Genomic DNA, 26,151 nt, shown 5'->3' on the forward strand with positions numbered 1-26,151 from the left:
CGGGGACCTGTTCATTGCTGCGCGAGGCACGCCGGTGCAGGATGGCGGACATGCTGAAACGATTCGTCCTGCCGCTCTCGCTCCTCGCCACCCCGCTCGCCGCGCAGGACATTGCCGAGGTGCCACCGGAAGCGGATTACGAGACGAGGGACGTCGTGTTGCAGACCACGATGGGCGACATCGTGATCGCGCTGGAAATGGAGCGCGCACCGATCACGGCGGCCAATTTCCTGCGCTACGTAGAGGAGGACCGCTTCGACGGCACCGTGTTCTACCGCGCCATGCCGCTCGACTGGGGCGAGCAGCCCAACGGCCTGATCCAGGGCGGCACCCAGTGGGATCCGGAACGCGTGCTTCCCGGAATCGAGCACGAGCCGACCAGCGAAACGGGCCTCACCCATTCACGCGGCGCGCTCTCGATGGCCATGGGCGAACCCGGCACGGCGAACGGCGACTTCTCGATCATGCTGGGCGACCAGACCGGGCTGGACGCCGATCCCACGTCGGACGATCCCGCGCGACGGGCGGGCTATGCCGTGTTCGGCTATGTCACCCAAGGCATGGACGTGGTCGAGGCGATCCACGCCCTGCCGACCGATCCGGACAAGGGAGAAGGCTGGATGAGAGGCCAGATGCTGGCCGAGCCTGTCGAGATCGTCGAGGCGCGGGTGGTGGAACCTGCCGGAACCGCAGGGGTCGAATAACCCTCTCTACTCTTCCCGTGCGACGGGATTTTCCGCCAGCCTGCTCATCAGGATCGCGGCGCGCTGCGCCTGCCGGGTGACACTGCGCAGGTCCACGCTTTCCCCCTCGGCATGACTGCCCGAACCCTCGGGCCCCATCCCGGCTAGGCCATCGGCGAAAGGTGCGACGAAGCTGATGTCGGCTGCGCCGCGCCTTGCGGGCGGGAACACGCCCATCGGCTCCAGCCCCAGGTCCGCGTTGATGGCGTTCAGCGTTTCGAACAGGGCGGTGTTACCCTCGGTGGGTGCCATCGGCGGATAGCGGAAGGCGAATTCGATCTGCGCGTCCGTGCCCGGCAGGTTGGCATCGACGATGGCCTGCATCGCCGCCACCGCGCGGTCGGTCTGTTCCTGAGTCAGCGTGCGCAGGTCGCCGCGCGCCACGGCGCTGTCGGGGATGATATTGGTCTTGCCGACGGCAGTCGCGGAGAGGTTGTCCGCGCCCATTTCGGCAGGCGTGCCCCCCGCCATGAAGCCCACGTTGTAGGTGAGGTTTTCCTCCGGCAGTTGCACGCGGAAGGCATCGAGGATGCGCGCCATCTCGTAGATCGCGCCATATCCCGCGCCTTCGCTGAACACGCCCGAGCAATGGCCGGTGCGCCCGCTCGTCGTCAGCGTCCAGCTGTTGGAGGACCGCCGGGCAACCACGCCCATGTCGCGCCCCTCGTCCGTCGAAAGCTGCTCGAACCCCAGCGCCACGTCGGCCCACTGCCCCGCCTCGATCAGGTGCTGGCGCGATTGCGCGATCGGATCGCCTGCGTCCTCCTCGTCCCCCGTCAGCGCGACGACGATGTTCGCACCTTCAAGCGTGCCCGCCGCCTCCATTGCGCGCAGAGCGGCGAGGATCACGACAATCCCGCCCTTGTCGTCCACCACGCCGGGGCCGGTCGCCCTGTCGCCGTCACGCGCGAAAAGCTGGAACGGGGAAGACGGCTCGAAAACGGTGTCGATATGGCCGATCATCAGGATGCGCGGCGCGTCGCTATCGCCTTCGCGACGGGCGAACAGGTGCCCTGCCCGGTCGACGTGCGCCTGGTCGATCCACTCGACGTCGAAGCCCAGCGCCTCGAACTCCGGCACAAGCATCTGGCCCACTGCGCGCACACCCTCGTGGTTGTGCGTACCGGAATTGACGTTGGTGATGCGTTCGAGGAGCGTCACGTCCTCCTCGAAATGCGCCTCCACCGTGCGGACCATGGTCTCTTCGGCGGGAGAAAGCTGGGCGGCGGCGGGGGTGGCCGTGGACAGCAGGGCGAGCAAGGCGAGAGCGGTGCGCATCGATGTGTTCTCGCGCCTGCGCGGCGCAAATGTCAATCGCCACGCCATGCGGCAAGGTCGACGGCCATCTTTGCGGGCCGCATCCCGCGCCCGGTGAGCAAGCGCTTGAAATCCGACGCATTATCAAAGTGCTGCAACTGGCGGTGGTAGTAATTCACGTACTCCAGCAGGGCCAGTATGCCGGAACCGCCCGCCGCCCAGCGATCGGTGCCGGTTACACCCGGCAGGCCGATCAGCAGGTCTGCGAGCACGAGTGAGACTGACAGTAGCGACAAGACAAGGGAGGGCCATTGCGCCTTGTCGGCCAGCCGTAACGCAGCATCGAGAGCCCGTTCGCTGCCTTCCAGCGCGCGCAGCTTGCCGCGCCAGTAGAGGCCGCCGACCAACAGCAGGCCCGCCGTCGGAAACAGCGCCAGCCACGTAAGCCAGCCAGCGCCCTCGCCATAGATGTGGCTCATGGCCACCACGAAAGCGGGGATCAGCGCCGCGTTGGCGACTTCGAGCTTCCAGTATCCATCGAGGCGCTTACTGACCGGAGACTTCGATGGAGGCTTTCGCGTCACTGGAAGCGCGGCCTCAGTAAACGCGCTTCTTCGGCTCGATGTAGGTCGCGTCGTCGGTCAGCGTGTATTCGTGCACCGGGCGGTAATCGATCCGCACCTCGCCGCTGCTGCCGCCCCAGCCTTCGAACCAGGCCGCGGTGTGCTTCATCCAGTTGGCATCGTCGCGCTCCGGGAAGTCCTCGTGCGCGTGGGCGCCGCGGCTTTCCTTGCGGTTTTCGGCGCTGGACATGGTAACGACGGCCTGCGCCATCAGGTTGTCCAGTTCCAGCGTCTCGATCAGGTCGGAGTTCCAGATCAGCGAACGGTCGTGAACCTTGATGTCCTGCATCCGCTTGTTGGTCTCGGCCAGAGATTTGACGCCCGCTGCCATCAGTTCGCTGTCGCGGAACACGGCGGCGTGCTTCTGCATCGTCTTCTGCATGTCCGCGCGCACCGCAGCCGTCGGCGAATCGCCGTTGGCATGGCGGAAGTGGTCGAGGCGGGTCAGCGCGAAATCAGCGTTGTCCGGCGCCAGTTCGTCGTGGCTCTGGCCCGGCGTGATCAGTTCCTTCAGGCGGAAGCCCGTCGCGCGGCCGAACACCACGAGATCGATCAGCGAGTTGGAACCGAGGCGGTTCGCGCCGTGCACCGAAACGCAGGCCGCCTCGCCCACGGCGAAGAGGCCGGGCACCACGGTATCGGGGTTTCCGTCCGCACCGATGGTCACGACTTCGCCGTGATAGTTACAGGGGATGCCGCCCATGTTGTAGTGCACCGTCGGGGTGACGGGCAGCGGCTGGCGCGTCAGGTCGACGCCGGCAAAGATCTTGCCGCTTTCGGTAATGCCGGGCAGGCGCTCTGCCAGCACCTTGGGATCGATGTGATCGAGGTGCAGGTAGATGTGATCCTTGTCCGGACCCACGCCGCGCCCTTCGCGCATTTCCAGCGCCATGGAGCGGGAGACGACGTCGCGGCTGGCGAGGTCCTTTGCGGACGGCGCATAGCGTTCCATGAAACGCTCGCCCTCGGAGTTGGTGAGATAGCCGCCCTCGCCGCGCGCGCCTTCGGTGATCAGCACGCCCGCGCCGTAGATGCCGGTGGGGTGGAACTGCACGAATTCCATGTCCTGCAAGGGCAGGCCCGCGCGCAGCACCATGCCGCCGCCGTCACCCGTGCAGGTGTGGGCGGAGGTGGCGGTGTAGTAGCAGCGGCCATAGCCGCCCGTTGCCAGCACCACGCCGTGGCTGCGGAAGCGGTGGATGGAGCCATCGTCCAGGCACATGGCGATCACGCCGACGCAGGCACCGTCCTTCATGATGAGGTCGATGGCGAAGTATTCGATGTAGAAATCGGCGCTGTACTTCAGGCTCTGCTGGTAGAGCGCGTGCAGCATGGCGTGGCCGGTACGGTCGGCCGCGGCGCAGGTGCGCTGCACCGGCGGGCCTTCGCCCATGTTCTGCATGTGCCCGCCGAAGGGGCGCTGGTAGATCGTGCCGTCCTCGTTGCGGCTGAAGGGCACGCCTGCATGCTCCAGCTCGTAGACCGCCTGCGGGGCTTCGCGCGCCAGGTATTCGATGGCGTCCTGGTCGCCCAGCCAGTCGGCACCTTTCACGGTGTCGTACATGTGCCACTGCCAGTGGTCGGGCGTGTTGTTGCCCAGCGAAGCGGCGATGCCGCCCTGCGCCGCAACGGTGTGCGAACGGGTGGGGAAGACCTTGGAGATGTTGGCCGTCTTGAGACCTGCTTCTGCCGCGCCCATCGTGGCGCGCAGGCCCGAGCCGCCCGCGCCGACGACGACCACGTCATAGGTATGGTCGACGATCGGGTAGGCTTTGCCGTTGATTTCGAAAGTGGCCTTGTTTGCCATGTCAGGCAGCTCCTGCGGAGAATGCGAGGCGAGCGATGCAGAACAGGCCGAAAGCGGCGCCTGCAAAGCTGGCGATGTTCAAAAGGAGGATGGCGGCAAACTTGGTGCCGGCTTCGTGCAGGTAATCCTCGATCAGGACCTGCAGGCCCAGCTTGGCATGCCAGAAGGTGGAGATCACCAGCAGCGTCACCATGAAGGCGGGCAGCGGGGAAGACAGCCAGCCGGAAACGCTGGCGTAGGAATAGTCGCCCAGCAGTGCCAGCGACAGGCCGAGAAACAGCACCGTCACGAGGTTGCCGACGGCGGTGAAGCGCTGCACCAGCCAGTGATGCGGACCCTGGTGGGCGGCGCCGAGGCCGCGTACCCGGCCGATGGAAGTTCCGTTACCCATGGTGTCTATCCCTTCCTCAAGCCAGCAGAATGAAGGCCCAGAAGGCCACGGTCAGCGCAACGCCGCCGACCATCGAGATGACCGACCAGTTGCGGTTGGTGTCGAGCTCGTACCCCGCGCCAAGGTCCAGCACGAAGTGGCGCAGGCCGGAGCACATGTGGGTGAAGAAGGCCCAGGTCAGGCCGATCAGCACGATGGTGCCGTACCAGCTGCCCGCGTGCCCGGCGAAGCTTTCGTAAGCCTCGGGACCGCTCGCCAGCGATCCCAGCCACCACAGCAGCACGCCCAGCCCGATGATGGCCATGCCGTCGCCGGAGACGCGGTGCAGGATGGATACCGCCATGTGCGGCCCCCATTTCCAGATTTGCAGGTGCGGTGAAAGCGGGCGATTTGCCATGTAACGTCCCATTGCGTGTAAGTGAGCCCAAAGGTTCGTGCCATCCCTCTAGCGATTGTGACGCGCGTTACAAGCGGCCCTTCGGGCAGGTCGTGCATAATCCTTCGCGCCTTACCTGTCGCATTTCCTGCACTTTCCCCGCAGCTTGGCCGCCGCTATGACCGTGTGCCATGACAAACATTCTCGTAACCGGCAGCAGCAGGGGCATCGGCCAGGCGATAGCGGACCAGCTGGCAGAACGCGGCTGCAACGTGATGGGCCACGCCACGCGGGCCGTCGATTCGCGCACCATCGCCGCCGACTTCGCCGATCCGCCCGCGCCGCAGATGTTGTGGCACGAAGCGCTGGACCGCCTCGATGGCCGGATCGACGTGCTGGTGAACAATGCCGGACTGTTCGAGCAGATCCCCCTCATCGCCAGCGACATCGAGTGGCTGGACCGGTGGGAGGATACGCTGCGCATCAACCTGACCGCCGCGGCCCAGCTCAGCCGGTTCGCCGTGCGCCACTGGCAGGAGCGCGGAAGCGGCGGGCGCATCGTCCACATCTCCAGCCGCGCGGCCTATCGCGGGGACAGCCCGGCGCACTGGCATTACGCCGCGGCCAAGGGGGGCATGGTGGCCATGCACAAGACCATCGCCCGCGGCTATGCGTCGGAAGGCATTCTGTCCTTCGCCATCACGCCGGGCTTCACCGACACCTCCATGGCACGCGACTACCTGGAAAGCCGGGGCGGCCCCGGCCTGCTTGCCGATATTCCGCTGGGGCGCGTGGCGGAGCCGGAGGAAATCGCCGATATCGCCGTCTTCTGCTCGCTCGACGCCCCGCCCAGCATGACCGGCGCGGTGATCGACGCCAATGGTGCCAGCTATGTCCGCTAGGTCTCTGGCGGTCTTGGCCAGCCTGTCGCTGGCGGCCTGCGTCGCTCCGCAGCCGCCGGTGCCGCGGACCAGCGCAGCCACGCTTGAAGCCGCGCGTGCCAATGCGGACGACGGCTCTGCCTGGGCGCAGGAATGTGCCGACTGGGACGAGTGGGACAAGCGCGCCCAGCCCTTTCGCGTGTACGGCGACACCTATCACGTGGGCACCTGCGGCATTTCCGCCGTGCTCGTCGCCGGGCCGGAGGGCCACGTGCTGATCGACAGCGGCACCCGCAACGGCGCGCGCGTGGTCTTGAGCAATATCCGCACTTTGGGTTTCCAGCCGCAGAACCTGCGCGGCGTGCTGACCAGTCACGAGCATTTCGATCATGTCGGCGGGCTTTGGTGGGTGCACCAGAACACCGGCGCGCCGATCTATACCTCGCCAGAAGCCCTTGAGGTAATCGAAAGCGGCGAGGAGCATCCCGAAGACCCGCAATTCGGCATGCACGATCCCATGCATCCCGTGCCGCGCGCCGTCGTTTCCGCCATCACGCCCGGCACGCCGATCGGCATCGCGGAGCTCACCTTCACGCCCGTCGCCACGCCCGGCCACACGCCCGGCGCGCTGACGTGGCAGTGGGAAAGCTGCGAGGCGGGTTATTGCAAGAGCGTAGTCTATGCCGACAGCCTCTCCGCGATCAGTGCCGACAAATATCGCTTCACCGATCATCCGGACTACGTGCAGGCTTTCCGCGATGGCCTTGCCCGGCTCGCCGCGCTCGACTGCGACATTCTCCTCACTCCCCACCCGTCCGCCAGCGGCATGCGCGACAAGGTGCTGGCAAGTGACTGGCAAAGCGGTATGACCTGCGCCGCCTATGCCGCAGACAGGCTGGCCGTACTGGAGGAACGCCTGGCGATGGAAGCCGCGCAATGAGCTGGAAGTTGTCCGCCCTCGCTTCGAAAGCGCAGGTCGATGCCGCGCTGGACCGGCGCGACGAGAGCATCGGCTGGGACGAGAACATCGTCCTCACCGCATACGAGGTCGATCCCAAGGAGCCTGACGTATGGCGGCTTGAAGCCTATACGCAAGGCAAGCCCACCGAAGCAGAGCGCAAGGCCCTGCACGAATTGTTCAACGAGCCGGTGCCGCCGATCCTCGCGGAGAAGCTGCCCGACACCGACTGGGTCAGCGAAAGCCAGAAAGGCGTGGAACCCATTCGCGCAGGCCGTTTCCGCGTGCGCACGCCCGATCACTCCGCGCTGGGTGATCCTTTGCTGACCGAATTCGTCATTCCCGCAGCGCAGGCATTCGGCACCGGACAGCACGAGACGACCGCCGGTTGCCTCGAAATGCTGCACATCATGAAGGCACAGGGGCTTTTGCCCGGCAACGTCGCCGATATCGGCACGGGCACCGGCCTCCTCGCCTTTGCCGCAATGGACCTGTGGCCGCTGGCTCTTGCCACGGCGAGCGACATCGATCCGGTGTGCGGCCCTGCCGTCGTAACCAATTGCGAATTGAACCACATTCCCCTCGGCACCGATCGCGGCCAGCTGGCCATGGTGATCGCAGACGGGATGGACGACCCTGCCCTGCAGGCGCGCGCACCTTACGACCTGCTGATCGCCAACATCCTGGCCGGTCCGCTGATCGACATGGCGCACGATTTCGCCGGGGCCGTCTCGCCGCGCGGCAGCATCCTGCTGGCGGGCCTGCTGGAAAAGCAGGAAGAGAGCGTGCGCGCCGCCTATCGCCGGGCGGGCTTCCGCCTGCACCGACGGATCGTGAACGGGGACTGGAGCATCCTGTGGCTGCGGCACCGGTTCCAGGGGTAGAGCGTCCGGGCATAGGGCGGCGCCTGTTGCGCGGCGCGCTGATCGTGCTCGCAGTGCTTCTCGCCTTGGTCGTGGGCTATCCGCTTGCCGCATGGGTCGGCAGTTCGATCCCCGGCCACGAGACGGTAAAAAGCGAGGCTGCAGCGCCGCAAACGGTCACCATCATGGTGGAAACGAACGGCACGCACACGGGCATCATCGTGCCGGTGGTGTCCGCCAGCAAGGACTGGCGGGAGACATTTCCCAGCGCATCACAGGCGGACGAACTTGGTCGGATGCCCACGCACCTTTCCATCGGCTGGGGCGAGCGCGAAGTCTTCCTGAACGTGCCCACCTGGAGCGACCTGAAAGCCACCACCGCGCTGCGTATCGCCACGGTCGGCGGCGATCCGCTGATGCGGGTGAGCCATTACGTGCGCCCCGGCGCGGGTCCGAACCATCGCCCGCTCGAGATTTCGCTGCTCCAGTACGAGCGGCTCGTCGCGGCCATAGAAGATGCGCTCCCTCCCGTCCCTGCCGGAGAGACGCGCCAGATCCTGTCAGGCACTTATGTCGACGATGCCTATTACGATGCGAAAGGCAGCTACACGCTCGCCAACACCTGCAACACCTGGGTCGGCAATGCCCTGGCCGAGGCCGGGATCGAGATGGGCATGTGGACGCCGTTTGCCGGCGGGGTGATGAAATGGATACCCGAACCCGGCACGGCGGAAAACCGCGAGACCTAAGGGTTAATACCGGCGTTACCCTGCGTGTTTCGCCATTGCCGCGCGATAGTGTGGTCTGTAGGTCCAGGGATCAGGGGTCAGAAACGATGGACGGGGCAAGATCGCAATGACGGAACGCGACGCGCAGCGACACGATATTTCCATCATCGGCAAGATACGCACCGGTACGGGCAAGCGCGATGTGACCATCGTCGACCTGTCGGAGCGCGGCTGCCGCATCTTCGACCGGATGGGATACCTCACGCCCGGCAAGGCCGTCACCATCAGGATCGGCCCGGTGGGCCCCATCGATGCGACTATCCGCTGGCAGGAGCAGCCATATGCCGGGCTCCTGTTCGATAACCCGCTGTACCCCGCCGTGCTCGACCACATCCGTGCCCATTTCGACTTGCGTGATCTGGGCAGGGGAGAGATCGACAGGCGCGGCCCTTCCCACACCTGAGCGCCCGTTTCGGCGGCGGAACCGGGAAGCCTCGCCAGCCATTACCCTTGCATTCCCCTCCCAATGCAAGAGTGACTATCATGACCAAGACCCTGCTTATCACCGGAGCCTCCACCGGCATCGGCGCGGCCACCGCGCGCGCCGCCGCCAGGGCCGGATGGAACGTTGCCCTGCTCGCCCGTTCCGAGGACAAGCTGGAAACGCTGGCCGATGAGATCGGCGATGCCGCCCTCGCGCTTGCCTGCGATGTGACAGACCGTGACGCCGTGAACGAGGCGGTGGCGAAAACCGTCGACCACTTCGGCGGCCTCGACGGCGTGTTCGCCAATGCCGGAAAGGGCGTGGACAATCCCGGCGTGGAGAACGGCGATCCTGCCGAGTGGCACGACATGATCCACCTCAACATCCTGGCCGTGCTCTACACCGCCCACGCCACCCTGCCCCACCTGCGCAAGACCAGGGGCATGTTCGTCGTCACAGGCTCCAAGGCCGGACGCGATCACATGAAAGGCTCGATCTACGGCGCGACCAAGTGGTTCGTGCATGGCTTTGCCGGGAACCTGGCAGAGGAAATGCGCGAATGGGGCGGGCGCTGCACGGTCATTTCGCCGGGAATGGTGGACACGCCCTTCTTCGACGAAGGAAAGCCGACCAAGCTGCAACCCGAGGATATCGCCGATGCCGTGGTGTTCGCGCTGGGCCAGCGGGACACGTCCTGCGTGCGCGAAATCCACCTGATGCCGAACGACTAGGTCAGCCAGCAGCTGCGACGATGGCGGCCCAGCCCGCCTCGTCGATCACCTCGATCCCCAGTTCCTCTGCCTTTTTCAGCTTGGACCCTGCGCCGGGGCCTGCCACCAGCAGGTCCGTCTTGGCGCTGACCGAGCCGCTGGCCTTCGCGCCCAGCCGTTCGGCCTGCGCCTTGGCCTCGTCGCGGCTCATGGTTTCCAGCTTGCCGGTGAACACCACCGTCTTGCCCGCGACGGGAGAGTCCATCGTCTCCACCTCGTAACGCGGCGGAGAGACTTCGGAGAGCAGGTCGTCCCAGACGGTGCGGTTGTGTTCCTCGTGGAAGAAATCGCCCAGCGCCTCCACCACGGCGCCGCCGATGCCATCGATGCTGGTGAGCGCGGCTGCAGCATCCTCGTCGCCCGCGCGTGCCTGCTGCGCCGTTTCGCGCAAGGTCGGCAGTTCGTGGAAGTTTTTCATCAGGTCACGCGCCGTCACCGCGCCGACATGGCGGATGCCGAGGCCGAACAGCAGCCGCGCGGCGTCCGGCTCGCGCTTTGCCTCGATGCTGGCGATGAGATTGTCGACCGACTTTTCCTTCCAGCCTTCCAGCGCCAGGAGGTCGTCGCGCCGCTTGTGCAGGCGGAAGATCGCAGCGGGTCCCTCGTCCAGCCAGCCGTGCTCCATGAACTCGGCAATTGTCTTCTCGCCCATGCCCTCGATATCCAGCGCGGCGCGGCTGACGAAGTGCTTGAGCCTTTCGAACTGCTGTGCCTTGCAGATCAGGCCGCCCGTGCAGCGCACGTCGACCTCGCCTTCCTCGCTCACGGCTTCGCTGCCGCAGACGGGGCATTCGGCGGGAAAGTCGAATGCTGGCCGGTCCTCGTCGCGGGTAAGGTTCTCCACCACCTGCGGGATCACATCGCCCGCGCGCTGGACCACCACGCGGTCGCCGGGGCGCACACCCAGCCGCTCGATCTCGTCGCGGTTGTGCAGCGTGACGTTGGTCACGGTGACGCCGCCCACCAGCACCGGGGCCAGCCGTCCGACAGGCGTCAGCTTGCCCGTGCGGCCAACCTGGATGTCGATGTTTTCAAGCGTCGTCTCTGCGCGCTCTGCGGGAAACTTGTGCGCCATGGCCCAGCGCGGTGCCTTCGCCACGAAGCCGAGGCGCTTCTGCCAGTCGAGGCGGTTGACCTTGTAGACCACTCCGTCGATCTCATAGGGCAGGTCCGCCCGGCCTTCGGAAATGCTGCGATAATGCTGCAGCATATATTTCACATCGTTGCACAATTTCAGATCGGGCGAAATGGGCAGGCCCCATGCCTCGATCCGCCGCATGACGTCCAGCTGCGTATCGCCCGGCACTTCGCTGGCAGCGCCCCAACCGTGTGCCCAGAAGCGCAAGGGACGCTTCGCCGTAACGCTTGCATCCTTCTGGCGCAGCGATCCTGCCGCTGCGTTGCGCGGGTTTGCGAACAGCTTGTCGCCTGCTTCCTCCTGCGCAGCATTGAGTGCGGCAAAGTCCTCTTTTGCCATGTAAACCTCGCCGCGCACCTCGAAGACTTCTGGCACGTCTTCACCGCGCAGCTGCTGCGGAATATCGGCGATATGCGCGACGTTCGGCGTCACGTTCTCGCCCACCTGCCCGTCCCCGCGCGTGGCGGCGAGCACCAGCTTGCCGCTCTCGTAACGCAGCGAGCAGGATAGACCGTCAATCTTGTCCTCTGCAGTGAAGGCGACCGGCTCGTCCTCGGCCAGCGACAGGAAGCGCCGCACGCGGGCGACGAATTCCTCTACCTCCTCGTCCGAGAAAGCGTTGTCGAGGCTCATCATGCGAACCTCGTGCGTCACCTTGGAAAGCGGCGAGGCGCTGACGTCGTGACCCACGTCCCTGCTCGGCGAATCCTCGCGCACAAGGTGCGGGAATTGTTCTTCCAGCTCGGCGTTGCGCCTCACCAGCGCATCGTATTCAGCGTCCGAAATCTCGGGATCATCCTCGGCATGGTAGAGCCGGTTGTGCTTCGCGATCTGCTTCGCCAGCCGCATCAGTTCGTTGGCGGCCTCGGCTTCGGTAATGGTCTCGCTCACTCCGCGATGATCCTCATGTCGCGGGTGAACTGCCATTCCTCGCCGTTCCATTCTCCGCGAAAGAGATAGCTCATCGAATTCTCTTCGCTAGAGCGGTAACCGGCCCAGGCACTGCACGAGGTCTCGCTGGAGCAAGTGAAATTGTGCACCGTGAAGACAAGCGCGGGCTGCTCCGTTTCCGCATCGCGCCAGCCCCTGTCGGTGCGGATGCAGCGCGTCATCGGGGCGAGTTGCGGGAAACGGGCGATCAGCGCCACTTCCTCGTCCGGCGGCAGCGCTTCTTCCTCACGCCCGTCGTGCCAGCTGGCGCAGACGGTGGGCGGGTTGGTGATGTCGGAGGAGAAATATCCGCCCAGCACATGCTCCAGCATCGCAAGGCGTGGCGCGTCCTTCTGCACGGCGAGCGGCGGCAGCGGATCGGCAGCGGTCTCGCTATCCTGGCCGGGAGTCATGCACCCTGACAGCAGAAGCACCGCAATCGGCAGAAATCCTCTCATCATACTCCCTCCAGCAACCGGTCCGCCTGCGCACGCGCCTCGTCGGTGATTTCCGCACCCGAGAGCATCCGCGCGATCTCTTCCTGCCGCCCGCCTTCGTCGAGCAGCGCGACCGAGGTCTTCGTTACCGTTCCCGACGATGCCTTGGCGATCATGTAGTGCGTGCGGCCGCGCGCGGCGACCTGCGGGCTGTGCGTCACGGCCAGCAGTTGCCCGCCGTCACCCGCGAGCCGCGCCAGCCGCTCGCCGATGGCAGAAGCGACAGCGCCGCCAACGCCGCGATCGATCTCGTCGAAGATGACTGTCGCCGCTCCGCCCTGCTCCGCCAGCGCCACTTTCAGCGCGAGGATGAAGCGCGACAGTTCGCCGCCCGATGCAATCTTGGTGAGCGGAGCGAAATCCGCGCCGGGATTGGTGGCTATCAGGAATTCGACCGAGTCCATCCCCTGCGGTCCCCACTTCTCTTCCGGCTGCTCCGCCACGGCTGTCCTGAACCGCGCGGCATCGAGCTTCAGCGGAGCAAGTTCCGCCGCCACCGCCTCGTCCAGTTGCATGGCGGCGGCCACGCGCGTTCCGTGCAGAGCCTCGGCGCGGGCGCGATAGATCTCGTGTGCGCTACGCTCGGCTCTTTCCAGGTCGGCGAGGTCGGCATCGCCCTGCTCGATGGCGTCCAGATTCTCGCGAAGCGAGCGCATGACTTCGGGCAGGTCGTCGACCTGGCAGTTGTGCTTGCGCGCCAAGGCACGCAGTTCGAACAGGCGCTGCTCGATACGGTCCAGTTCCAGCGGATCGTGCTGCAATGCCTCGCCTGCAGCCTGAAGCTTGTCCTCCGCCTCGCCCGCCTCGATCACCGCGCGGTCCAGCGCGGCGAGGGCCTCGGCCAGAAGGGGATGCTCGGGCGCGATCCGGTCCAGCTTGCGTGCGGCCACGCGCAGCGATGCAAGCGGCGAGTCCGACCCATCCCATACGGTGCGCAGGTCTTCGAGGTCGCCTGCCAGCTTCTCGCCCTTCTGCATGTCGGTGCGGGCATTGGCGAGGCTTTCCTCCTCGCCTTCCTGCGGTTCGATGTTGGTGAGTTCGGCAAGGTGGGCAAGCAGCAGGTCCTGATCGGCTTTTGCCTGCTCTATCGCCTCGCGCGCATCGGCCAGCTTCTCGCGCGCCTTGCGCCACTCGTCCCACGCGGCGGAGACGCCTGCCACATCGGCATTCGCATAACGATCGAGCAGGGCGCGGTGGCCGCGCGGGTTCACCAGGCCGCGATCGTCGTGCTGGCCGTGAAGTTCCACCAGCGCGGCGGAAAGTGCGCGCAGCAGGGCAACGCCGACGGGCTGATCGTTGACGAAAGCCTTCGAGCCGCCATCGGCCTTCAGGCGACGACGGATGATCAGCGGTTCGCCCGGTTCGACGTCCACTTCCGCCTCGTCCAGCGCCTCCTTAACCAGAACCGGCAACGCACCGAATTCGAATGTCGCGGTCACGCTCGCCTGTTCTTCCCCCGCGCGAACCAAGGCGGAATCGGCGCGGTTGCCCAGCACCAGGCCAAGCGCATCGAGCAGGATGGACTTGCCCGCCCCGGTCTCCCCGGTCAGCACGCCGAGCCCCGGCCCGAACGCCAGGTCGAGCGCTTCGATCAGCACGATGTTCCGGATAGAAAGCGCGGTGAGCATAGCTGCGACCGGCTTTACGTCGCCGCCCCAGCCAGCGCAACGATTGCCGCGCGGCAAAAGGTGGATGGCTACCGTTTCTTAACCATTTCCGCTCACACTGCATTGGCATTTCGAGGTTTGGGCAATTCAGGAGGGCTTGGCAGCGATGTCGGTGCTCACGATCAGGGCATACAAGCGTTACGCTACCCGGCTGCCGGTCAGGCTGCGCCGTGATGGCCGCAAGGCTGCCAAGGGTCTGCTGATCGAACTGTCCCAGCAGGGCGCGCGCATCAGCAATCTGGGGCGCACCAGGTACGAGGCGGGCGACCAGATCGTGATCGTCGCGTCTGCCGAAATCGAGATAGAGGGCACGATCCGCTGGGCGCACGATGGCCTAGCCGGTGTCCGGCTCGACCGTTCGCTCCACCTGCCGGAAATGCGCGACCTTCTTGAACTCAATCGCCGCGAGCAATCGGGCGCGGACAGGCGCTACGGCACCTGATCCTTGCCGAAAGATCAGCCCCCGATGCGATCGGGCGCGTGGTCCTGCATCAGTTCGAAGGCTTTCTGATACCACTCGTTGCCGGGATAGTTGGCACCCAGCACTGCGGAATAACGCTGCGCTTCTTCCGGGATGCCCAGCGCAAGGCTGGTTTCGGTGAGGCGATAGAGCGCTTCGGCGGTGTGGCTGGTGGTCTGGTAATCCTCGATCACGTTCTGGAACCGCAGCTGCGCGGCAAGCCATTGCCCGGTGCGTTCGTAGAACCGGCCGATTTCCATTTCCTTGCCCGCCAGATGATCGTTCAGCAGGTCGATCTTCAGCCGCGCATCGTCGGCATAGGTGCTTTCGGGATAGCGGCGGACGATTTCGTTCATCGCCTGTAGGGCGCGTTCGGTGATCGCCTGGTCGCGCTCCACGTCACTGATCTGCTCGTAATAGCTCATCGCGATCAGGTAATAGGCGTAGGGCGCATCGCGGTTGCCGGGATGGATCGAGAGGAAACGCGACGCCGACTGGATGGCACGGGTGTAATCGCGCGCGGCGTAATAGGAAAAGGCGCTCATCAGCTGTGCGCGGCGGGCCCAGGGGGAATAGGGGTGCTGGCGCTCCACCTCGTCGAACAGGCCGGCGGCCAGTTGCAGGTCGCCGCGATCGAGCCGGTACTTCGCGGCAGAGTAAAGCGATTCAACGTCGCGCGCGACGTAGGCAAGGTCGCTTGCGCCTGTGTCGGGGCCACCGCCGCAGCCGGCAAGGAGCGTTGCACCAGCCGCGCCCAGCAGCGCGTTACGGATCGAAAGCTTCACAGTCATGGCCCGCCTATAACTAGCCTTCCGCTGAACGCCAAGTGAAGTACGACGCGCTTTGCCGCTTTGTGTTCACGACCTGCTTCGCGAGGTCCGCGCATTCGTAATGTTACGCTGCAGCAAGCCAGAGTGTATCATTGTTGCAACAGAAAGCGGATCGACGCTTGTCCGGTGCAGTCATCCGATTGTCGAGTGCGATGCGACTTTGTCGAGTCCCCCCGTGGCCCGGTCGAGACTCGCATGAAGTGGCCCTCGCCCTCCCCTAGATCACAGTCATCGCTCTGGATCGCCGACTTTCCCGGCGCTGGGCACCGAAGGAGGAGGAAGACCGATGAAGACGATCTCGATGAAGGCCATTTCAATCAAGGCCAGCCTGGCTGCCGCGATGATCGCGGGCACCATGACTGCAACTCCCGCGCTTGCCGAACAGGGCGAGTCGGTGACGGTCAGCTACAACGACCTCAACCTTGCTTCCCCGAGCGGGATCGCCGCCCTGGACCGCCGGATCGACCGCGCCGCGATGCAGGTCTGCGGCATCAGCCGCCACATGGCGCACCGCCAGCTGCCGTCCACCCAGCAGCGCGCCTGCTATCGCGAAACGCTCGAAAAACTCGAACGCGAAGTAGCGCTCGTGATCGATCGGCGCCGCGCCGCCGGCTGACCGGAGGCGGGCAATTCCGCCACGCCGGCGCGCGAAAAGCGCGTAGGAACGGGACGCAGGGCAAGATGCGGCCCGCTCCTTCCGTTCGCGAGAGACGGCGGCGGCAATGCATCGCCCAAGTTGAAATTTTCGTTGCACGACGTGATTGCGGATGCGGCTTTTGGGTCGCCCCCGCATCCGTATATCTGTCACAAATATGCAACGCCTTTGCGTGGAAGTTGGTTGTGAAACCTTTTCGTCTGTTACTTGCAGGTTCGGAAGGGCATTAGGCTCGGTTTCCAAGGCGATCTCTTTGGCTGTGCGCCGGATATCGCTTTTGAAAAGTGGATCCCCCACCCAACTTCACGAAAGGGACTTTTATCGTGAAATTCTCAACCGCCACCAGGCTTACGTCGGCCAACCTGGCGATCGCGACCGCTCTTATCAGCGCTCCGGTCTTCGCCCAGGATGCCGATGACGTTGAACCTGTAACCACCGCGCCCGCGACTGCCGACAACGCCATCGTCGTTACCGGTTCGCGCATCGTGCGCCCCGAAACCGAAGGCGCAGCACCGCTGATCGCCGCCATCGGCGAGGAAGAACTCGAAACCCGCGGTTTCACCAACGTTTCCGACGCCCTGAACGAAGTCCCCGGCTTCGGCACCCCGGTCTCCAGCGCCGGCGCCCAGGAAGGCTTCTCGGTCGGCCAGAACTTCGTCAACCTGTTCGGCATCGGTTCGCAGCGTACCCTGACCCTGGTCAACGGTCGTCGCTTCGTGTCCTCGAACACCGCGTCGAACTTCGGCGGCGCCAGCGCCGGCCTGCAGGTCGACCTGAACGTGATCCCGGTCTCGCTGATCGATCGTATCGACGTGCTGGCCGTGAAGGGTGCCACCACCTACGGTTCGGACGCTGTTGCCGGTACCGTCAACCTGATCCTCAAGGATGACTTCGAAGGCATGGAAGCCCGTGCCCAGTACGGCATCTTCGAAGAAGGCTACGGCGAATCCTACTCCGCCAGCGCCACCGTGGGCGGCAACTTCGCCGACGGCCGCGGCAACGTGGCAGTCAATGTCGAGTACAACCGCCAGGAAGGCGTGCTGCTGCTCGACACCCCGTATGGCCAGAACGACTTTTTCCGTGGCAGCCCTACGAGCCTGTTCTACAACCGTCGTATCGCCATCCTGACCGCGGGCGGCCTGCCCTCCAACGGCCAGGGCCTCGGCTTCCTGACCAACGCAAACGGCGACACCGTGCAGTTCGACGTGAACGGCAACCTCGTTCCCTACGACTTCGGCGACCGGCAGGACATCGTAAGCTCCGCTGGTGGTGACGGCCTCAACCTGAACCGTTCGAGCCAGGTTCTTTCGGACCTCGAGCGTTACACGCTGTTCGCTCTCGGCCATTATGACCTGACCGACAACGTCCGCTTCTTCTTCGAAGCCAACTACGCCAACACCGAAGCGACCGAACTGGCCAACCAGCCGGTTTACCAGTCGGCCCTGTTCGGCGGCGACAGCCGTCCGCTGGGCGTGCTGGCTTCCAACCCGTTCCTGACCGATCAGGCTCGTGACGTGGTTCTGGGCAACATTACCGCTCCGAACTTCGATCTCGACGGCGACGGCGTGAACGACGAAACGCGTTTCTTCCTGCAGCGTGCCGGTTTCGACCTGCTCGGCGGTTCGAACCCGAACTTCCAGCAGCTTGACCTGTTCCGCGGCGTGGCCGGCCTGGAAGGCGACTTCCAGCTGATGGATCGCGATTTCTTCTGGAATGCGTCCTACTCCTATGGTCGTTCGCAGGCCGTTTCGTCATCCACCGCACTGGTGCAGGCGAACTTCCTGAACGCCGTCGACGCAGTGCGTGATCCGGACACCGGCGAAATCGTTTGCCGCGTGACCCTGGACACCCCGCCGCCACTCGGCACGGGTCAGCCCGGTACGCCGGAACAGCAGCGCGCTGTTTCCGACTGTGTGCCGCTGAACCTGTTCGGTGAAGGCGTTGCCAGCCCCGAAGCCATCGACTTCGTCACGGCTGAAACGCTGGCTGAATCGCGCAACATCCAGCAGATCTTCAACGTCAACTTCGGTGGCGGTCTGTTCGATCTGTTCAGCAACGAAGTGGCTTTCAACCTCGGTTACGAACACCGTCGTGAGCGTCAGACCTTCACCCCCGATGCGTTCCTCCAAGAAGGCCTCGGCCGTTCGGTCGCGATTGCGCCGGTTGATGGCTCGTTCAACACCAACGAGTACTTCGGTGAAATCCTGATCCCGATCATCCAGCCGTACAATGACACGTTCATTCACCGTCTGGAGTTCGACGGTTCGGCTCGTTACATCGACAATTCGATTGCCGGTAACGACTGGGTGTGGTCGGTTGGTGGCCAGCTGGCCCCGATCGAGGACATCACGTTCCGCGGCTCCTACACGGAATCGGTTCGCGCTCCGGCGATTACCGAACTGTTCCTGCCGGGCGTGTCGATCTTCTCGTTCGCTGACGATCCCTGCGATGCCGAGTTCATCAATGACGGCGATTCTCCGGCCACCCGCGCAGCCAACTGCGCTGCCGATGGCCTGCCCGCAGACTTCGACTCGATCATTGACGAAGCCAGCCAGGAAATCACCTCCTCGGGCAACCCGAACCTCGTCAACGAGACTTCGAAGTCCTGGACGGTTGGTGCGATCGTTCAGCCGCGTTTCATCCCAGGCCTGACCGCAACGGTCGACTGGGTGGACATCGAACTGACGAACGCCATCACCACGCTGGACCTCACCGACGTTCTGCGTTCGTGCTACGACAACCCGAACTTCCCGAACGTTCCGACCTGTGACCAGTTCACGCGTGGCCCCGACGGGCAGATCACGGGCGCTCTGGTTGGCCAGTCGAACGCCGGTTCGTTCGAGTATGCCGGTCTGCAGGCTTCGGTCCGTTACGGCTTCAACCCGGGTGACCTGTTCGCCGACGGCAACGACGCCGGCGACCTCGACCTGGTGCTTCGTTACTTCTACCTCGACAAGTCGCAGTTCACCGTTGTCGGTGTGCTCGACCGTGACGCCGGGGAAATCGGTGACTACAAGCACGAAGTGAACGGCACGATCCGTTACACCTACGGTCCGTTCATGGCTGCCTTCACCGGCAACTATCGTTCGGGTGCATCCTTCGATCTGCAGGAAGCACAGGACCAGCCGTTCTCGAAGGTTGGCGACTACTTCATCATGGATGCCACCCTTGGCTTCGACATCACGGACAACGTGACGGCGCAGCTGACGGTGAACAACCTGCTGAACAGCGAACCGCCGTTCCCGAGCTTCAGCACCACGCAGTACACCGACGGCTTCCTGGGCCGCGAGTACCTGTTCCGTCTGCGTAGCTCGTTCTAAGCTTCAGGATTGAACCAAAAAGGAAGGGGGGCTTCACGGCCCCCCTTTTTTTGCGCCTGAAATCGGTGTGCGCTGGATTGTTTGTGGATGGTCCGGGACTATTCCCAGAAGGCCACGCTGCGGCACTCTATGCTCTCGCGCGGATTTGGATTTTCGGCCGAACCATCGAAGAAGGCCGAATGCGGGCAGCGCCAGGTCACGTCGTGATCGCTGTCGTGGAACTTGAACAGCAGCACGTCGTCCCGCTCCATGCCGGCGAAATACCACCAGCGGTGCGACGGGTGATACGAGAAGATCGTGGCCGCCAGCAGGTTCTCCTCTCCCTCGACAGGAGCCGTCAGCGCGTCGCCTTCGGGAAACTCGTCCACCACCATCAGCGTGTTGTTCTTCTCCTCCCCGCCAAAGCTGGTGCGCCCGTCGCACAGCGCCAGCGGCATGTCCTGCGGCGGCGGCGAGAACGTGCGCCAGTGGCTGGTGATGAGGAAGCGGCTGAACCCCGGCCCGTCCGGAAAGGCCTGCGCATAGGTCGCCTCGGCCATGCGCTGCGCCGTCGCCGTGCTTACATCGACGTGGGCCTCCCCCGCGGGCGGTTGCAGCCCGCCCTGGTGGGTGTAGCCCTTCACTTTCTTGCTGGCGTGGTCGGACAGGTCGCCGCTCGTGCGCAGCAGCCATCCGCGCGCCACGCACTTGTCAGCGCCCGTCAGGCGCAGGACATCCGCCTCGACCTCGCGCTCGTAAATCCGCTCGACCTCTGCCTTGTCATGGAAATCGCTCACCGCGCTGGTGCTGCGGGCGATCATGAAACCGTGGGTATCGAGCCTGAAATGGTCGCGTATCGGCATCCCGTCCCGGATCATTACTTCGTGGTCCGAATAGGTGCCGGTGTTGATCTCGCGTCCCTGGCTGACGTAGCGGCGGGTGACGAAATCCCCCTCGTCGACATAGCGCATCATCGCGCGCACCGCCCTCGCCTCGTCCTCGATCGTGTCTGCTGCAACAGTGGCCATGGCTTTCCCCTTCCCGTCGTCTGTAACGCTCGTTAGGATCATGCCACGATGCCTCGCCTGCGGACAAGTGCCGTGCGCAGCGCATCGCATGGGAGAGGGGAGAGACTATGGGACCGCTACCGCCGGGCACCGACGATCGTGCCATCTGGGACATCTGGCAATCGCAGTTCACCCTGCCCGCCGTGACCGTGGCCGACGAACTGGGGCTGTTCCGCCATCTGGGCAATGCTGCCATGACCACTGCCGACCTGGCCGAGGCCCTTGCGGTGGACGAGCGGGCTTTGGGAGTGTTGCTCGGCGGTCTGGCAGCGCTGGACATGGTGGAGAAGCGCGACGGGCGCTGGTCCGCCACGCCGCCTGCACGCATGTGGCTGCACCCCGATGCCGAGGGATACTGGGGCGGCTTCCTCTATCGCTTCCGCGAGAGCATCCCCCTCCACGCAGACCTGATCGCCATGGTCCGTACCGGCGTGCGGCCCGAGAACAAGGTTGCAGGCGGCCCGGAGTGGGAACGCGGCACGATGAGCGCCGAGGTTGCAAAGCGCATCTCGGACTTCATGCACGCCCACTCGATGGGACCGGCTCGCGGGGTCGCCGTGCAGCCCGTGTTCGGGGAGGTGCGCTCCATGCTCGACGTTGGTTGCGGCTCAGGCGTCTACGGCATCGAATTCGCGCGCGCCAATCCGCGCATGGAAGTGACGCTGCTGGACCTCAAGGAGATGGTGGCCGAGGCGCAGCACCACGTTGAGGCGGCTGGCGTGACGGGGCGCGTGTCGACTTGCGGGCTGAACATGTTCGAAGAGGATTGGCCCACCGGGCACGACGCGCACTTCTTCGCCAACATCTTTCATGACTGGTCGGAGGAGACGAACGCGCTGCTTTCCCGCAAGAGCTTCGAAGCTCTTGAGCCGGGCGGGCGCATTTTCCTGCACGAGATCCTGATGGACGACGACGGCACCGGCCCCTGGCAGGCCGCCAGTTTCAGCATCATGATGCTGCTGGGCACGCTGGGAAAGCAGTACACACTGCCCGAATTCCGCGACCTTCTGGAAGCCGCCGGGTTCGAGGACGTGCGCGCGCACCGCAGCGGCGGGGGCTACTATTCGCTCGTTTCCGCCCGCAAACCGGCCTGAGCCAGCCGCCACGACAGGGCACGGGCCGCAAACACGGTAAAATCCCCCTTAACAACGCTGCGAAAGCAGGTGGCAACCGGCCGCGTCCATCTTGCATGAGCGGCAGTGGGGACCGCCGCGTTAGTACAGGAGACTTGAACGATGGCCCATATCCAGGCCCTTCTTGCCGACGAAACCGGCGCGACAGGCATCGAATACGGCCTTCTCGCCAGCTTCATCGCCGTGGCCCTCGTCGGCAGCTTCAACGAAGTTCGCGCCGAGGTTTCGGAGATGTTTGGCCACGTCGAGGACGAATACGCCAGCGTGAATTGAGGGTTCGTTTCTCGAAGCCCCCTATCGCGGCTTCGTCCTCGCTAGATGCGCAGCAAGTTGCGCCCGCTGCGGGCGGGCGTTCGCCCGTGCGGTCGCTGCGCGTCCGTTTCGTTTGCGAGAACCTTGCAAATCGGAGCAACGAAGTTCGTCGCAACCGCCATACGCTATTCCTCGCCCATGCGCAGCGCGGCGATGAAAGCTTCCTGCGGGATGCTGACGTTGCCGTATTCACGCATCCGGGCCTTGCCCTTCTTCTGCTTTTCCAGCAGCTTCTTCTTGCGCGTGATGTCGCCGCCATAGCATTTGGCGGTCACGTCCTTGCGCAGGGCGGCGATGGTTTCGCGGGCGATGATCTTGCCGCCGATGGCGGCCTGGATCGGGATCTTGAACAGGTGGCGCGGGATCAGGTCTTTCAGGCGCTCGCACATGCCGCGGCCGCGCTCCTCGGCAACGGAGCGGTGGACGATCAGGGATAGCGCGTCCACCGGCTCCCCGTTCACCATGATGTTCATCTTCACGAGGTCGCCTTCGCGCAGGCCGATCTGCTCGTAATCGAAGCTGGCATAGCCGCGGCTGATCGATTTCAGGCGGTCGTAGAAGTCGAACACCACTTCGTTCAGCGGCAATTCGTAGCTCACCTGCGCGCGTCCGCCGACGTAGGTCAGGTCGGTCTGGATACCGCGCCGGTCCTGGCACAGCTTCAGGATCGCGCCGAGGTATTCGTCGGGGGTGTAGATCACCGCCTTGATCCACGGCTCCTCGATCATGTCGATGCGGTTCACGTCCGGCCAGTCGGCGGGGTTGTGAATGTCGATGACCTTGGCATCCTCGTTCTTCGTGTGGCCAAGGTGCACGCGGTAGACCACCGATGGCGCCGTGGTGATGAGGTCGAGGTCGTATTCGCGGCTGAGGCGTTCCTGGATGATCTCCAGGTGCAGCAGGCCGAGGAAGCCTGCGCGGAAGCCGAAGCCCAGCGCGGCGCTCGATTCCATTTCGTAGGAGAAGGAGGCATCGTTGAGGCGCAGCTTGCCGATGGATTCGCGCAGCTTCTCGAAATCCGCCGCGTCCACCGGGAACAGGCCGCAGAACACCACCGGCTGCACTTCCTTGTAGCCTTTGAGCGGAGCGGCAGCGCCGTTCTTCACCGTGGTGATGGTGTCGCCCACGCGGGCCTGTTCGACTTCCTTGATCTGCGCGGTGATGAAGCCGATCTCGCCGGGGCCGATTTCCGGCAGGTCGGTGCGCTTGGGCTTGAAGCAGCCGACCCGGTCGATCAGGTGCTGCGTGCCACCCTGCATGAACTTGACCTCGAGGCCCTTCTTGATGACGCCGTCCATCACGCGCACTAGGATGACTACGCCGAGGTAGGGGTCATACCAGGAATCGACCAGCATGGCTTTCAGCGGTGCATCGCGGTCTCCGGTGGGGGCCGGAATGCGCTTCACCAGTGCTTCCAGCACGTCCTCGATGCCGATGCCGGACTTGGCGCTGGTGAGCACCGCGTCGCTCGCGTCGAGGCCGATGATGTCCTCGATCTCGGCTTTCACCTTATCCGGTTCGGCGGCGGGCAGGTCGATCTTGTTGATGACCGGCACGATCTCGTGGTCGTGCTCGATCGACTGGTAGACGTTGGCGAGCGTCTGCGCCTCCACGCCCTGCGCCGCGTCCACCACCAGCAGCGCGCCCTCGCAGGCGGCCAGCGAGCGCGACACTTCGTAGGCGAAGTCGACGTGGCCCGGCGTGTCCATCAGGTTGAGCTCGTAGGTCTCGCCGTCCTTTGCGGTGTAGTTCAGCCGCACGGTCTGCGCCTTGATGGTGATGCCGCGTTCGCGCTCGATATCCATGTTGTCGAGCACCTGTTCGCTCATCTCGCGCTCCGTCAGGCCGCCGCAGTGCTGGATCATGCGATCCGCCAGCGTGGACTTGCCGTGGTCGATATGGGCGATGATGGAGAAATTGCGGATGTGCGCGAGGTCGGTCATGCCGCGCCTTTAGCCGCGTGGCGAGGGACTGTCAGCCGGAATATGCAGGCCAGCCCTGCCTAACCCGCCCGGGATGCGCCGCCGCCAACGTCGACCTGCATGAACCGCGGTCTGCCCGATGGCGGGTGCCCGCTCGCCGCTGCCGCCGCCGCGAGGTGATGCCCGCTGCCGAGCGCCCTCAAGGGCATCCCGATGGCGGCCAGCATGTAGGGCGAGACGCGGTGCCGGGTGCACAGTCCGCCTGCCCCGTCGGATACCAGCGGCACTTCGAATTCAATGCCCTGCGTCGCATCCTGCGATCGTCGCACCCTGCCCACCACGATCTGCCCTTCGCCCAGGTCCAGCACCAGTTCGGTGCCGATCGGCACGTCGAGCAACCCTTCGATCCGTGCGCCCGTGCGCGAGAGGTCGCGCAACATGGCGACGTAGTGATGGTCCTCGTGCACCACGCCCACGCGGCGGTATAGCGTGCGCCGCCCTGCCCGGTGCCTCGCCGGGCCGACAGGTTCGTAGCGCAGTTCGCCCGACCGAAGCTTTTCCAGCACATCGGCCTGCGGAACGGCGCGCGAAAAGATGAAGCCCTGCACGAAATCCACGTCCAGCCCGCCTACGCTTTCCAGTTCGTCCATGGCTTCGACACCCTCGGCGGTGGTCGTCATCTTCATGGCGCTGGCAAGGTTGGCGATTGCCTTGATGATGGCGGCGCCCGTATCCCCGTCCTGCGCGCATCCGCGCACGAAGCTCTGGTCGATCTTGATCTTGTCGAACGGTGCCTTGCGCAGGTACGACAGCGACGAGTAACCGGTGCCAAAATCATCGAGCGCCAGCTTCACGCCGAGCTTTCGCAGTTGCGCGAACATGGCCTGTGCACTGCCGATGTCGCCAACGAAGACGGATTCGGTGATTTCCAGCTCCAGCCGTGCCGGCGGCAGGCCCGATTTCCGCAGTGCCAGCTTCACCACTTCGGGCAAGTCCTTGTTGAGGAACTGACGCGCCGAGACGTTTACCGACACCGGCAGGTCTCCGGGCCATTCCGCTGCATCGAGACAGGCTTGCTGAAGCGCCCAGGAGCCGAGTTCGTCTATCAGGCTGCTCTGCTCCGCAATGGGAATGAAGGTGGCAGGAGAGATCGGGCCGTGATGCAGATGTTCCCACCGCATCAACGCCTCGAAGCCGCGCACCACATTGTCGCGCGCGCCGACCTGGGGCTGGTAGTGCATGGTCAGTTGCCCGGCGGCGATGGCATCGCGCAGGTCTTCCTCGATCTCGCGGCGATCTTCCGCCGTTTCCTTCAGGTCGTTCGAATAGAAGCGGAACCGCCCGCGACCGCCACCCTTGGCCGCATAGAGGGCGAGGTCCGCCGCTTTCACCAGTTCGTCGGGTTCGACCCCGTCGTAGGGTGCAATCGCGATGCCGACCGAGGTGCCGATGATCGCCCGCCTGCCCTCGATCGAGTACGGCTGCGAGAGCATTTGTATCATGCGGTTGGCGCAGTCGCCCAGCTTGCCCCGATCGTCGATATCGGGAACGATCAACTGGAATTCATCGCCGCCGATGCGTCCGATTTCCGAACCCGTGGGCGCCACGCGCTGCAATCGCTGCGAAACCTGCTTCAGCAATTCGTCACCCGCTGGATGGCCCAGCGTGTCGTTCACCTGCTTGAAGCGGTCGAGATCCAGCATCATCAGCGCACAGCTGCGCTTCTCCAGCCTGCTGGCATTCAGCGCGGCGGCCAGCCGCTGCGACATGCGATGACGATTGGAAAGGCCGGTCAGGGCATCGAATGCCGCCATACGGCTCTTCCGGCGCTTTTCTTCGTAAGTCGCGGTAATGTCGTGCACGATCCCGCGATATCCGGCGAATTCGCGCCGCGCGTCGAACTGCGGTCGCCCCGTCAGCTGCCACCACTTCTTTCCATCTGCGTCACTCCCCTCGTCCTTCAGGCCGACCACGACGTCGACGAAGGCAGTCCGGGCGCTGAGCATGAACGAGATCGGCTTTACCTCCGCCGGGCCGTCTGAATCCCGGATGGTGTGCACGAGGTCGGCCAGCGGTTGTCCGAACACGGGTCGTCCGGCCTGAAATTGCTCGAGCGCCCTTGGCGACAGGTAGGTCAGGCGACCGCTGCTGTCCGTCGCCCAGAACCAGACGAGGTCGCTGCGCTCGAAGCTGCCAAACAGTTCCAGCCACTCTGCATCGGTGAGAGACGGCAGACGAGCCGCCGCCCGCTCCGCATCGGGCACGCGGACGGACCTCGCCTCCTCACCGCCGAATCCCTTCCATATGCCACGTACTCCCACGCCTTGTGGTGTCCTTCTTCAGTGCGAAGCAAAGCCGCC

At 64.7% G+C, this 26,151-nt stretch carries 24 protein-coding genes; 12 read left to right on the forward strand and 12 right to left on the reverse strand.

Translation table 11 applies throughout. The features are described from left to right. Positions 1-50: 50 nt before the first annotated feature. Entirely contained in the window at positions 51-704 is a 654-nt protein-coding gene (locus ABFX23_RS05340) for a peptidylprolyl isomerase (protein ID WP_346032070.1), read from the forward strand. Positions 705-710: 6 nt separating this feature from the next. On the opposite strand, the gene ABFX23_RS05345 is transcribed toward ABFX23_RS05340, so the two are convergent. From ABFX23_RS05345 to sdhC, 5 genes are read right to left on the reverse strand one after another with little or no spacing between them, the layout of a single operon-like run. Continuing rightward, complete coding sequence (locus ABFX23_RS05345) at positions 711-2,021, reverse strand: M20/M25/M40 family metallo-hydrolase (RefSeq protein WP_346032071.1); 1,311 nt, start codon at positions 2,019-2,021, stop codon at positions 711-713. 32 nt (positions 2,022-2,053) lie between these two features. Next, complete coding sequence (locus ABFX23_RS05350; protein ID WP_346032072.1) at positions 2,054-2,584, reverse strand: hypothetical protein; 531 nt, start codon at positions 2,582-2,584, stop codon at positions 2,054-2,056. Between the two features lie 13 nt (positions 2,585-2,597). Further along, a complete protein-coding gene (gene sdhA, locus ABFX23_RS05355) occupies positions 2,598-4,430 on the reverse strand; it encodes a succinate dehydrogenase flavoprotein subunit (RefSeq protein WP_346032073.1) in 1,833 nt (610 codons plus the stop codon). Position 4,431: 1 nt separating this feature from the next. Further along, complete coding sequence (gene sdhD, locus ABFX23_RS05360; RefSeq protein ID WP_346032074.1) at positions 4,432-4,821, reverse strand: succinate dehydrogenase, hydrophobic membrane anchor protein; 390 nt, start codon at positions 4,819-4,821, stop codon at positions 4,432-4,434. A gap of 16 nt (positions 4,822-4,837) precedes the next feature. Further along, positions 4,838-5,218 carry a succinate dehydrogenase, cytochrome b556 subunit gene (gene sdhC, locus ABFX23_RS05365; RefSeq protein ID WP_346032075.1) on the reverse strand — a complete coding sequence of 127 codons (381 nt, stop codon included), beginning with the start codon at positions 5,216-5,218 and terminating at the stop codon, positions 4,838-4,840. 170 nt (positions 5,219-5,388) lie between these two features. Here sdhC and ABFX23_RS05370 point away from each other — a divergent pair, with 170 nt between their 5' ends. The 6 genes from ABFX23_RS05370 (at position 5,389) to ABFX23_RS05395 (ending at position 9,842) form a co-directional block, all read left to right on the forward strand. Continuing rightward, positions 5,389-6,099 (forward strand): SDR family NAD(P)-dependent oxidoreductase, encoded by a 711-nt coding sequence (locus ABFX23_RS05370; protein ID WP_346032076.1) that lies wholly within the window; start codon positions 5,389-5,391, stop codon positions 6,097-6,099. Then, positions 6,089-7,018 (forward strand): subclass B3 metallo-beta-lactamase, encoded by a 930-nt coding sequence (bla, locus tag ABFX23_RS05375; protein WP_346032077.1) that lies wholly within the window; start codon positions 6,089-6,091, stop codon positions 7,016-7,018. The genes ABFX23_RS05370 and bla overlap by 11 nt, the downstream gene beginning before the upstream one ends. Then, positions 7,015-7,920 (forward strand): 50S ribosomal protein L11 methyltransferase, encoded by a 906-nt coding sequence (locus ABFX23_RS05380; RefSeq protein WP_346032078.1) that lies wholly within the window; start codon positions 7,015-7,017, stop codon positions 7,918-7,920. The genes bla and ABFX23_RS05380 overlap by 4 nt, the downstream gene beginning before the upstream one ends. After that, positions 7,893-8,648 carry a DUF2459 domain-containing protein gene (locus ABFX23_RS05385; protein ID WP_346032079.1) on the forward strand — a complete coding sequence of 252 codons (756 nt, stop codon included), beginning with the start codon at positions 7,893-7,895 and terminating at the stop codon, positions 8,646-8,648. The genes ABFX23_RS05380 and ABFX23_RS05385 overlap by 28 nt, the downstream gene beginning before the upstream one ends. 106 nt (positions 8,649-8,754) lie before the next feature. Beyond that, positions 8,755-9,090, forward strand: a complete 336-nt coding sequence (locus tag ABFX23_RS05390; protein ID WP_346032080.1) for a PilZ domain-containing protein — start codon at positions 8,755-8,757, stop codon at positions 9,088-9,090. A gap of 80 nt (positions 9,091-9,170) precedes the next feature. After that, on the forward strand, positions 9,171-9,842 hold the full coding sequence (locus ABFX23_RS05395) for an SDR family oxidoreductase (protein ID WP_346032081.1): 672 nt from the start codon (positions 9,171-9,173) through the stop codon (positions 9,840-9,842). Position 9,843: 1 nt separating this feature from the next. On the opposite strand, the gene ligA is transcribed toward ABFX23_RS05395, so the two are convergent. The 3 genes from ligA to recN are packed head-to-tail and all read right to left on the reverse strand — an operon-like array spanning position 9,844 to position 14,074. Beyond that, on the reverse strand, positions 9,844-11,868 hold the full coding sequence (gene ligA, locus ABFX23_RS05400) for an NAD-dependent DNA ligase LigA (RefSeq protein ID WP_428831650.1): 2,025 nt from the start codon (positions 11,866-11,868) through the stop codon (positions 9,844-9,846). Positions 11,869-11,906: 38 nt separating this feature from the next. Continuing rightward, positions 11,907-12,407 carry a hypothetical protein gene (locus ABFX23_RS05405; protein ID WP_346032083.1) on the reverse strand — a complete coding sequence of 167 codons (501 nt, stop codon included), beginning with the start codon at positions 12,405-12,407 and terminating at the stop codon, positions 11,907-11,909. Then, positions 12,407-14,074 (reverse strand): DNA repair protein RecN, encoded by a 1,668-nt coding sequence (recN, locus tag ABFX23_RS05410; RefSeq protein WP_346032084.1) that lies wholly within the window; start codon positions 14,072-14,074, stop codon positions 12,407-12,409. The genes ABFX23_RS05405 and recN overlap by 1 nt, the downstream gene beginning before the upstream one ends. A gap of 145 nt (positions 14,075-14,219) precedes the next feature. On the opposite strand from recN, the gene ABFX23_RS05415 reads away from it, so the two are divergent. Next, complete coding sequence (locus tag ABFX23_RS05415; protein WP_346032085.1) at positions 14,220-14,555, forward strand: PilZ domain-containing protein; 336 nt, start codon at positions 14,220-14,222, stop codon at positions 14,553-14,555. A gap of 14 nt (positions 14,556-14,569) precedes the next feature. Here the strand turns inward: ABFX23_RS05415 and ABFX23_RS05420 are convergent, their stop codons facing one another. Then, positions 14,570-15,364, reverse strand: a complete 795-nt coding sequence (locus tag ABFX23_RS05420; RefSeq protein WP_346032086.1) for an outer membrane protein assembly factor BamD — start codon at positions 15,362-15,364, stop codon at positions 14,570-14,572. A gap of 325 nt (positions 15,365-15,689) precedes the next feature. Here ABFX23_RS05420 and ABFX23_RS05425 point away from each other — a divergent pair, with 325 nt between their 5' ends. Together ABFX23_RS05425 and ABFX23_RS05430 are read left to right on the forward strand one after the other, a co-directional pair. Continuing rightward, positions 15,690-16,019, forward strand: coding sequence for a UrcA family protein (locus ABFX23_RS05425; protein ID WP_346032087.1), 330 nt, complete (start codon positions 15,690-15,692; stop codon positions 16,017-16,019). A gap of 362 nt (positions 16,020-16,381) precedes the next feature. Then, positions 16,382-19,378 carry a TonB-dependent receptor domain-containing protein gene (locus ABFX23_RS05430; protein ID WP_346032088.1) on the forward strand — a complete coding sequence of 999 codons (2,997 nt, stop codon included), beginning with the start codon at positions 16,382-16,384 and terminating at the stop codon, positions 19,376-19,378. Between the two features lie 98 nt (positions 19,379-19,476). Here ABFX23_RS05430 and ABFX23_RS05435 read toward each other — a convergent pair whose 3' ends face one another. Next, a complete protein-coding gene (locus ABFX23_RS05435) occupies positions 19,477-20,385 on the reverse strand; it encodes a CmcJ/NvfI family oxidoreductase (RefSeq protein ID WP_346032089.1) in 909 nt (302 codons plus the stop codon). Between the two features lie 107 nt (positions 20,386-20,492). On the opposite strand from ABFX23_RS05435, the gene ABFX23_RS05440 reads away from it, so the two are divergent. Both ABFX23_RS05440 and ABFX23_RS05445 read left to right on the forward strand, forming a co-directional pair. Then, positions 20,493-21,518 carry a methyltransferase gene (locus ABFX23_RS05440; protein WP_346032090.1) on the forward strand — a complete coding sequence of 342 codons (1,026 nt, stop codon included), beginning with the start codon at positions 20,493-20,495 and terminating at the stop codon, positions 21,516-21,518. A gap of 141 nt (positions 21,519-21,659) precedes the next feature. Next, a complete protein-coding gene (locus tag ABFX23_RS05445) occupies positions 21,660-21,830 on the forward strand; it encodes a Flp family type IVb pilin (RefSeq protein ID WP_346032091.1) in 171 nt (56 codons plus the stop codon). Between the two features lie 164 nt (positions 21,831-21,994). On the opposite strand, the gene lepA is transcribed toward ABFX23_RS05445, so the two are convergent. Together lepA and ABFX23_RS05455 are read right to left on the reverse strand one after the other, a co-directional pair. After that, entirely contained in the window at positions 21,995-23,812 is a 1,818-nt protein-coding gene (gene lepA, locus ABFX23_RS05450; RefSeq protein ID WP_346032092.1) for a translation elongation factor 4, read from the reverse strand. Positions 23,813-23,871: 59 nt separating this feature from the next. Beyond that, positions 23,872-26,112 (reverse strand): EAL domain-containing protein, encoded by a 2,241-nt coding sequence (locus ABFX23_RS05455; RefSeq protein WP_346032093.1) that lies wholly within the window; start codon positions 26,110-26,112, stop codon positions 23,872-23,874. Positions 26,113-26,151 lie beyond the last annotated feature (39 nt).

The sequence above is a fragment of the Erythrobacter westpacificensis genome (assembly GCF_039542285.1).
Lineage (GTDB): Bacteria > Pseudomonadota > Alphaproteobacteria > Sphingomonadales > Sphingomonadaceae > Alteraurantiacibacter > Alteraurantiacibacter westpacificensis.

What these genes read in the sequence shown, in the direction of transcription:
- ABFX23_RS05370 (WP_346032076.1), top strand. Translation starts at nt 5,389, where the DNA reads ATGACAAACATTCTCGTAACCGGCAGCAGCAGGGGCATCGGCCAGGCG.
- ABFX23_RS05440 (WP_346032090.1), top strand. Translation starts at nt 20,493, where the DNA reads ATGGGACCGCTACCGCCGGGCACCGACGATCGTGCCATCTGGGACATC.
- ABFX23_RS05435 (WP_346032089.1), bottom strand. Translation starts at nt 20,385, where the DNA reads ATGGCCACTGTTGCAGCAGACACGATCGAGGACGAGGCGAGGGCGGTG.
- ABFX23_RS05415 (WP_346032085.1), top strand. Translation starts at nt 14,220, where the DNA reads ATGTCGGTGCTCACGATCAGGGCATACAAGCGTTACGCTACCCGGCTG.
- ABFX23_RS05405 (WP_346032083.1), bottom strand. Translation starts at nt 12,407, where the DNA reads ATGAGAGGATTTCTGCCGATTGCGGTGCTTCTGCTGTCAGGGTGCATG.
- ABFX23_RS05390 (WP_346032080.1), top strand. Translation starts at nt 8,755, where the DNA reads ATGACGGAACGCGACGCGCAGCGACACGATATTTCCATCATCGGCAAG.
- ABFX23_RS05420 (WP_346032086.1), bottom strand. Translation starts at nt 15,364, where the DNA reads ATGACTGTGAAGCTTTCGATCCGTAACGCGCTGCTGGGCGCGGCTGGT.
- ABFX23_RS05345 (WP_346032071.1), bottom strand. Translation starts at nt 2,021, where the DNA reads ATGCGCACCGCTCTCGCCTTGCTCGCCCTGCTGTCCACGGCCACCCCC.
- sdhD (WP_346032074.1), bottom strand. Translation starts at nt 4,821, where the DNA reads ATGGGTAACGGAACTTCCATCGGCCGGGTACGCGGCCTCGGCGCCGCC.
- ABFX23_RS05425 (WP_346032087.1), top strand. Translation starts at nt 15,690, where the DNA reads ATGAAGACGATCTCGATGAAGGCCATTTCAATCAAGGCCAGCCTGGCT.
- sdhA (WP_346032073.1), bottom strand. Translation starts at nt 4,430, where the DNA reads ATGGCAAACAAGGCCACTTTCGAAATCAACGGCAAAGCCTACCCGATC.
- ABFX23_RS05340 (WP_346032070.1), top strand. Translation starts at nt 51, where the DNA reads ATGCTGAAACGATTCGTCCTGCCGCTCTCGCTCCTCGCCACCCCGCTC.
- ligA (WP_428831650.1), bottom strand. Translation starts at nt 11,868, where the DNA reads ATGCGGCTGGCGAAGCAGATCGCGAAGCACAACCGGCTCTACCATGCC.
- ABFX23_RS05380 (WP_346032078.1), top strand. Translation starts at nt 7,015, where the DNA reads ATGAGCTGGAAGTTGTCCGCCCTCGCTTCGAAAGCGCAGGTCGATGCC.
- sdhC (WP_346032075.1), bottom strand. Translation starts at nt 5,218, where the DNA reads ATGGCAAATCGCCCGCTTTCACCGCACCTGCAAATCTGGAAATGGGGG.
- ABFX23_RS05445 (WP_346032091.1), top strand. Translation starts at nt 21,660, where the DNA reads ATGGCCCATATCCAGGCCCTTCTTGCCGACGAAACCGGCGCGACAGGC.
- lepA (WP_346032092.1), bottom strand. Translation starts at nt 23,812, where the DNA reads ATGACCGACCTCGCGCACATCCGCAATTTCTCCATCATCGCCCATATC.
- ABFX23_RS05395 (WP_346032081.1), top strand. Translation starts at nt 9,171, where the DNA reads ATGACCAAGACCCTGCTTATCACCGGAGCCTCCACCGGCATCGGCGCG.
- recN (WP_346032084.1), bottom strand. Translation starts at nt 14,074, where the DNA reads ATGCTCACCGCGCTTTCTATCCGGAACATCGTGCTGATCGAAGCGCTC.
- bla (WP_346032077.1), top strand. Translation starts at nt 6,089, where the DNA reads ATGTCCGCTAGGTCTCTGGCGGTCTTGGCCAGCCTGTCGCTGGCGGCC.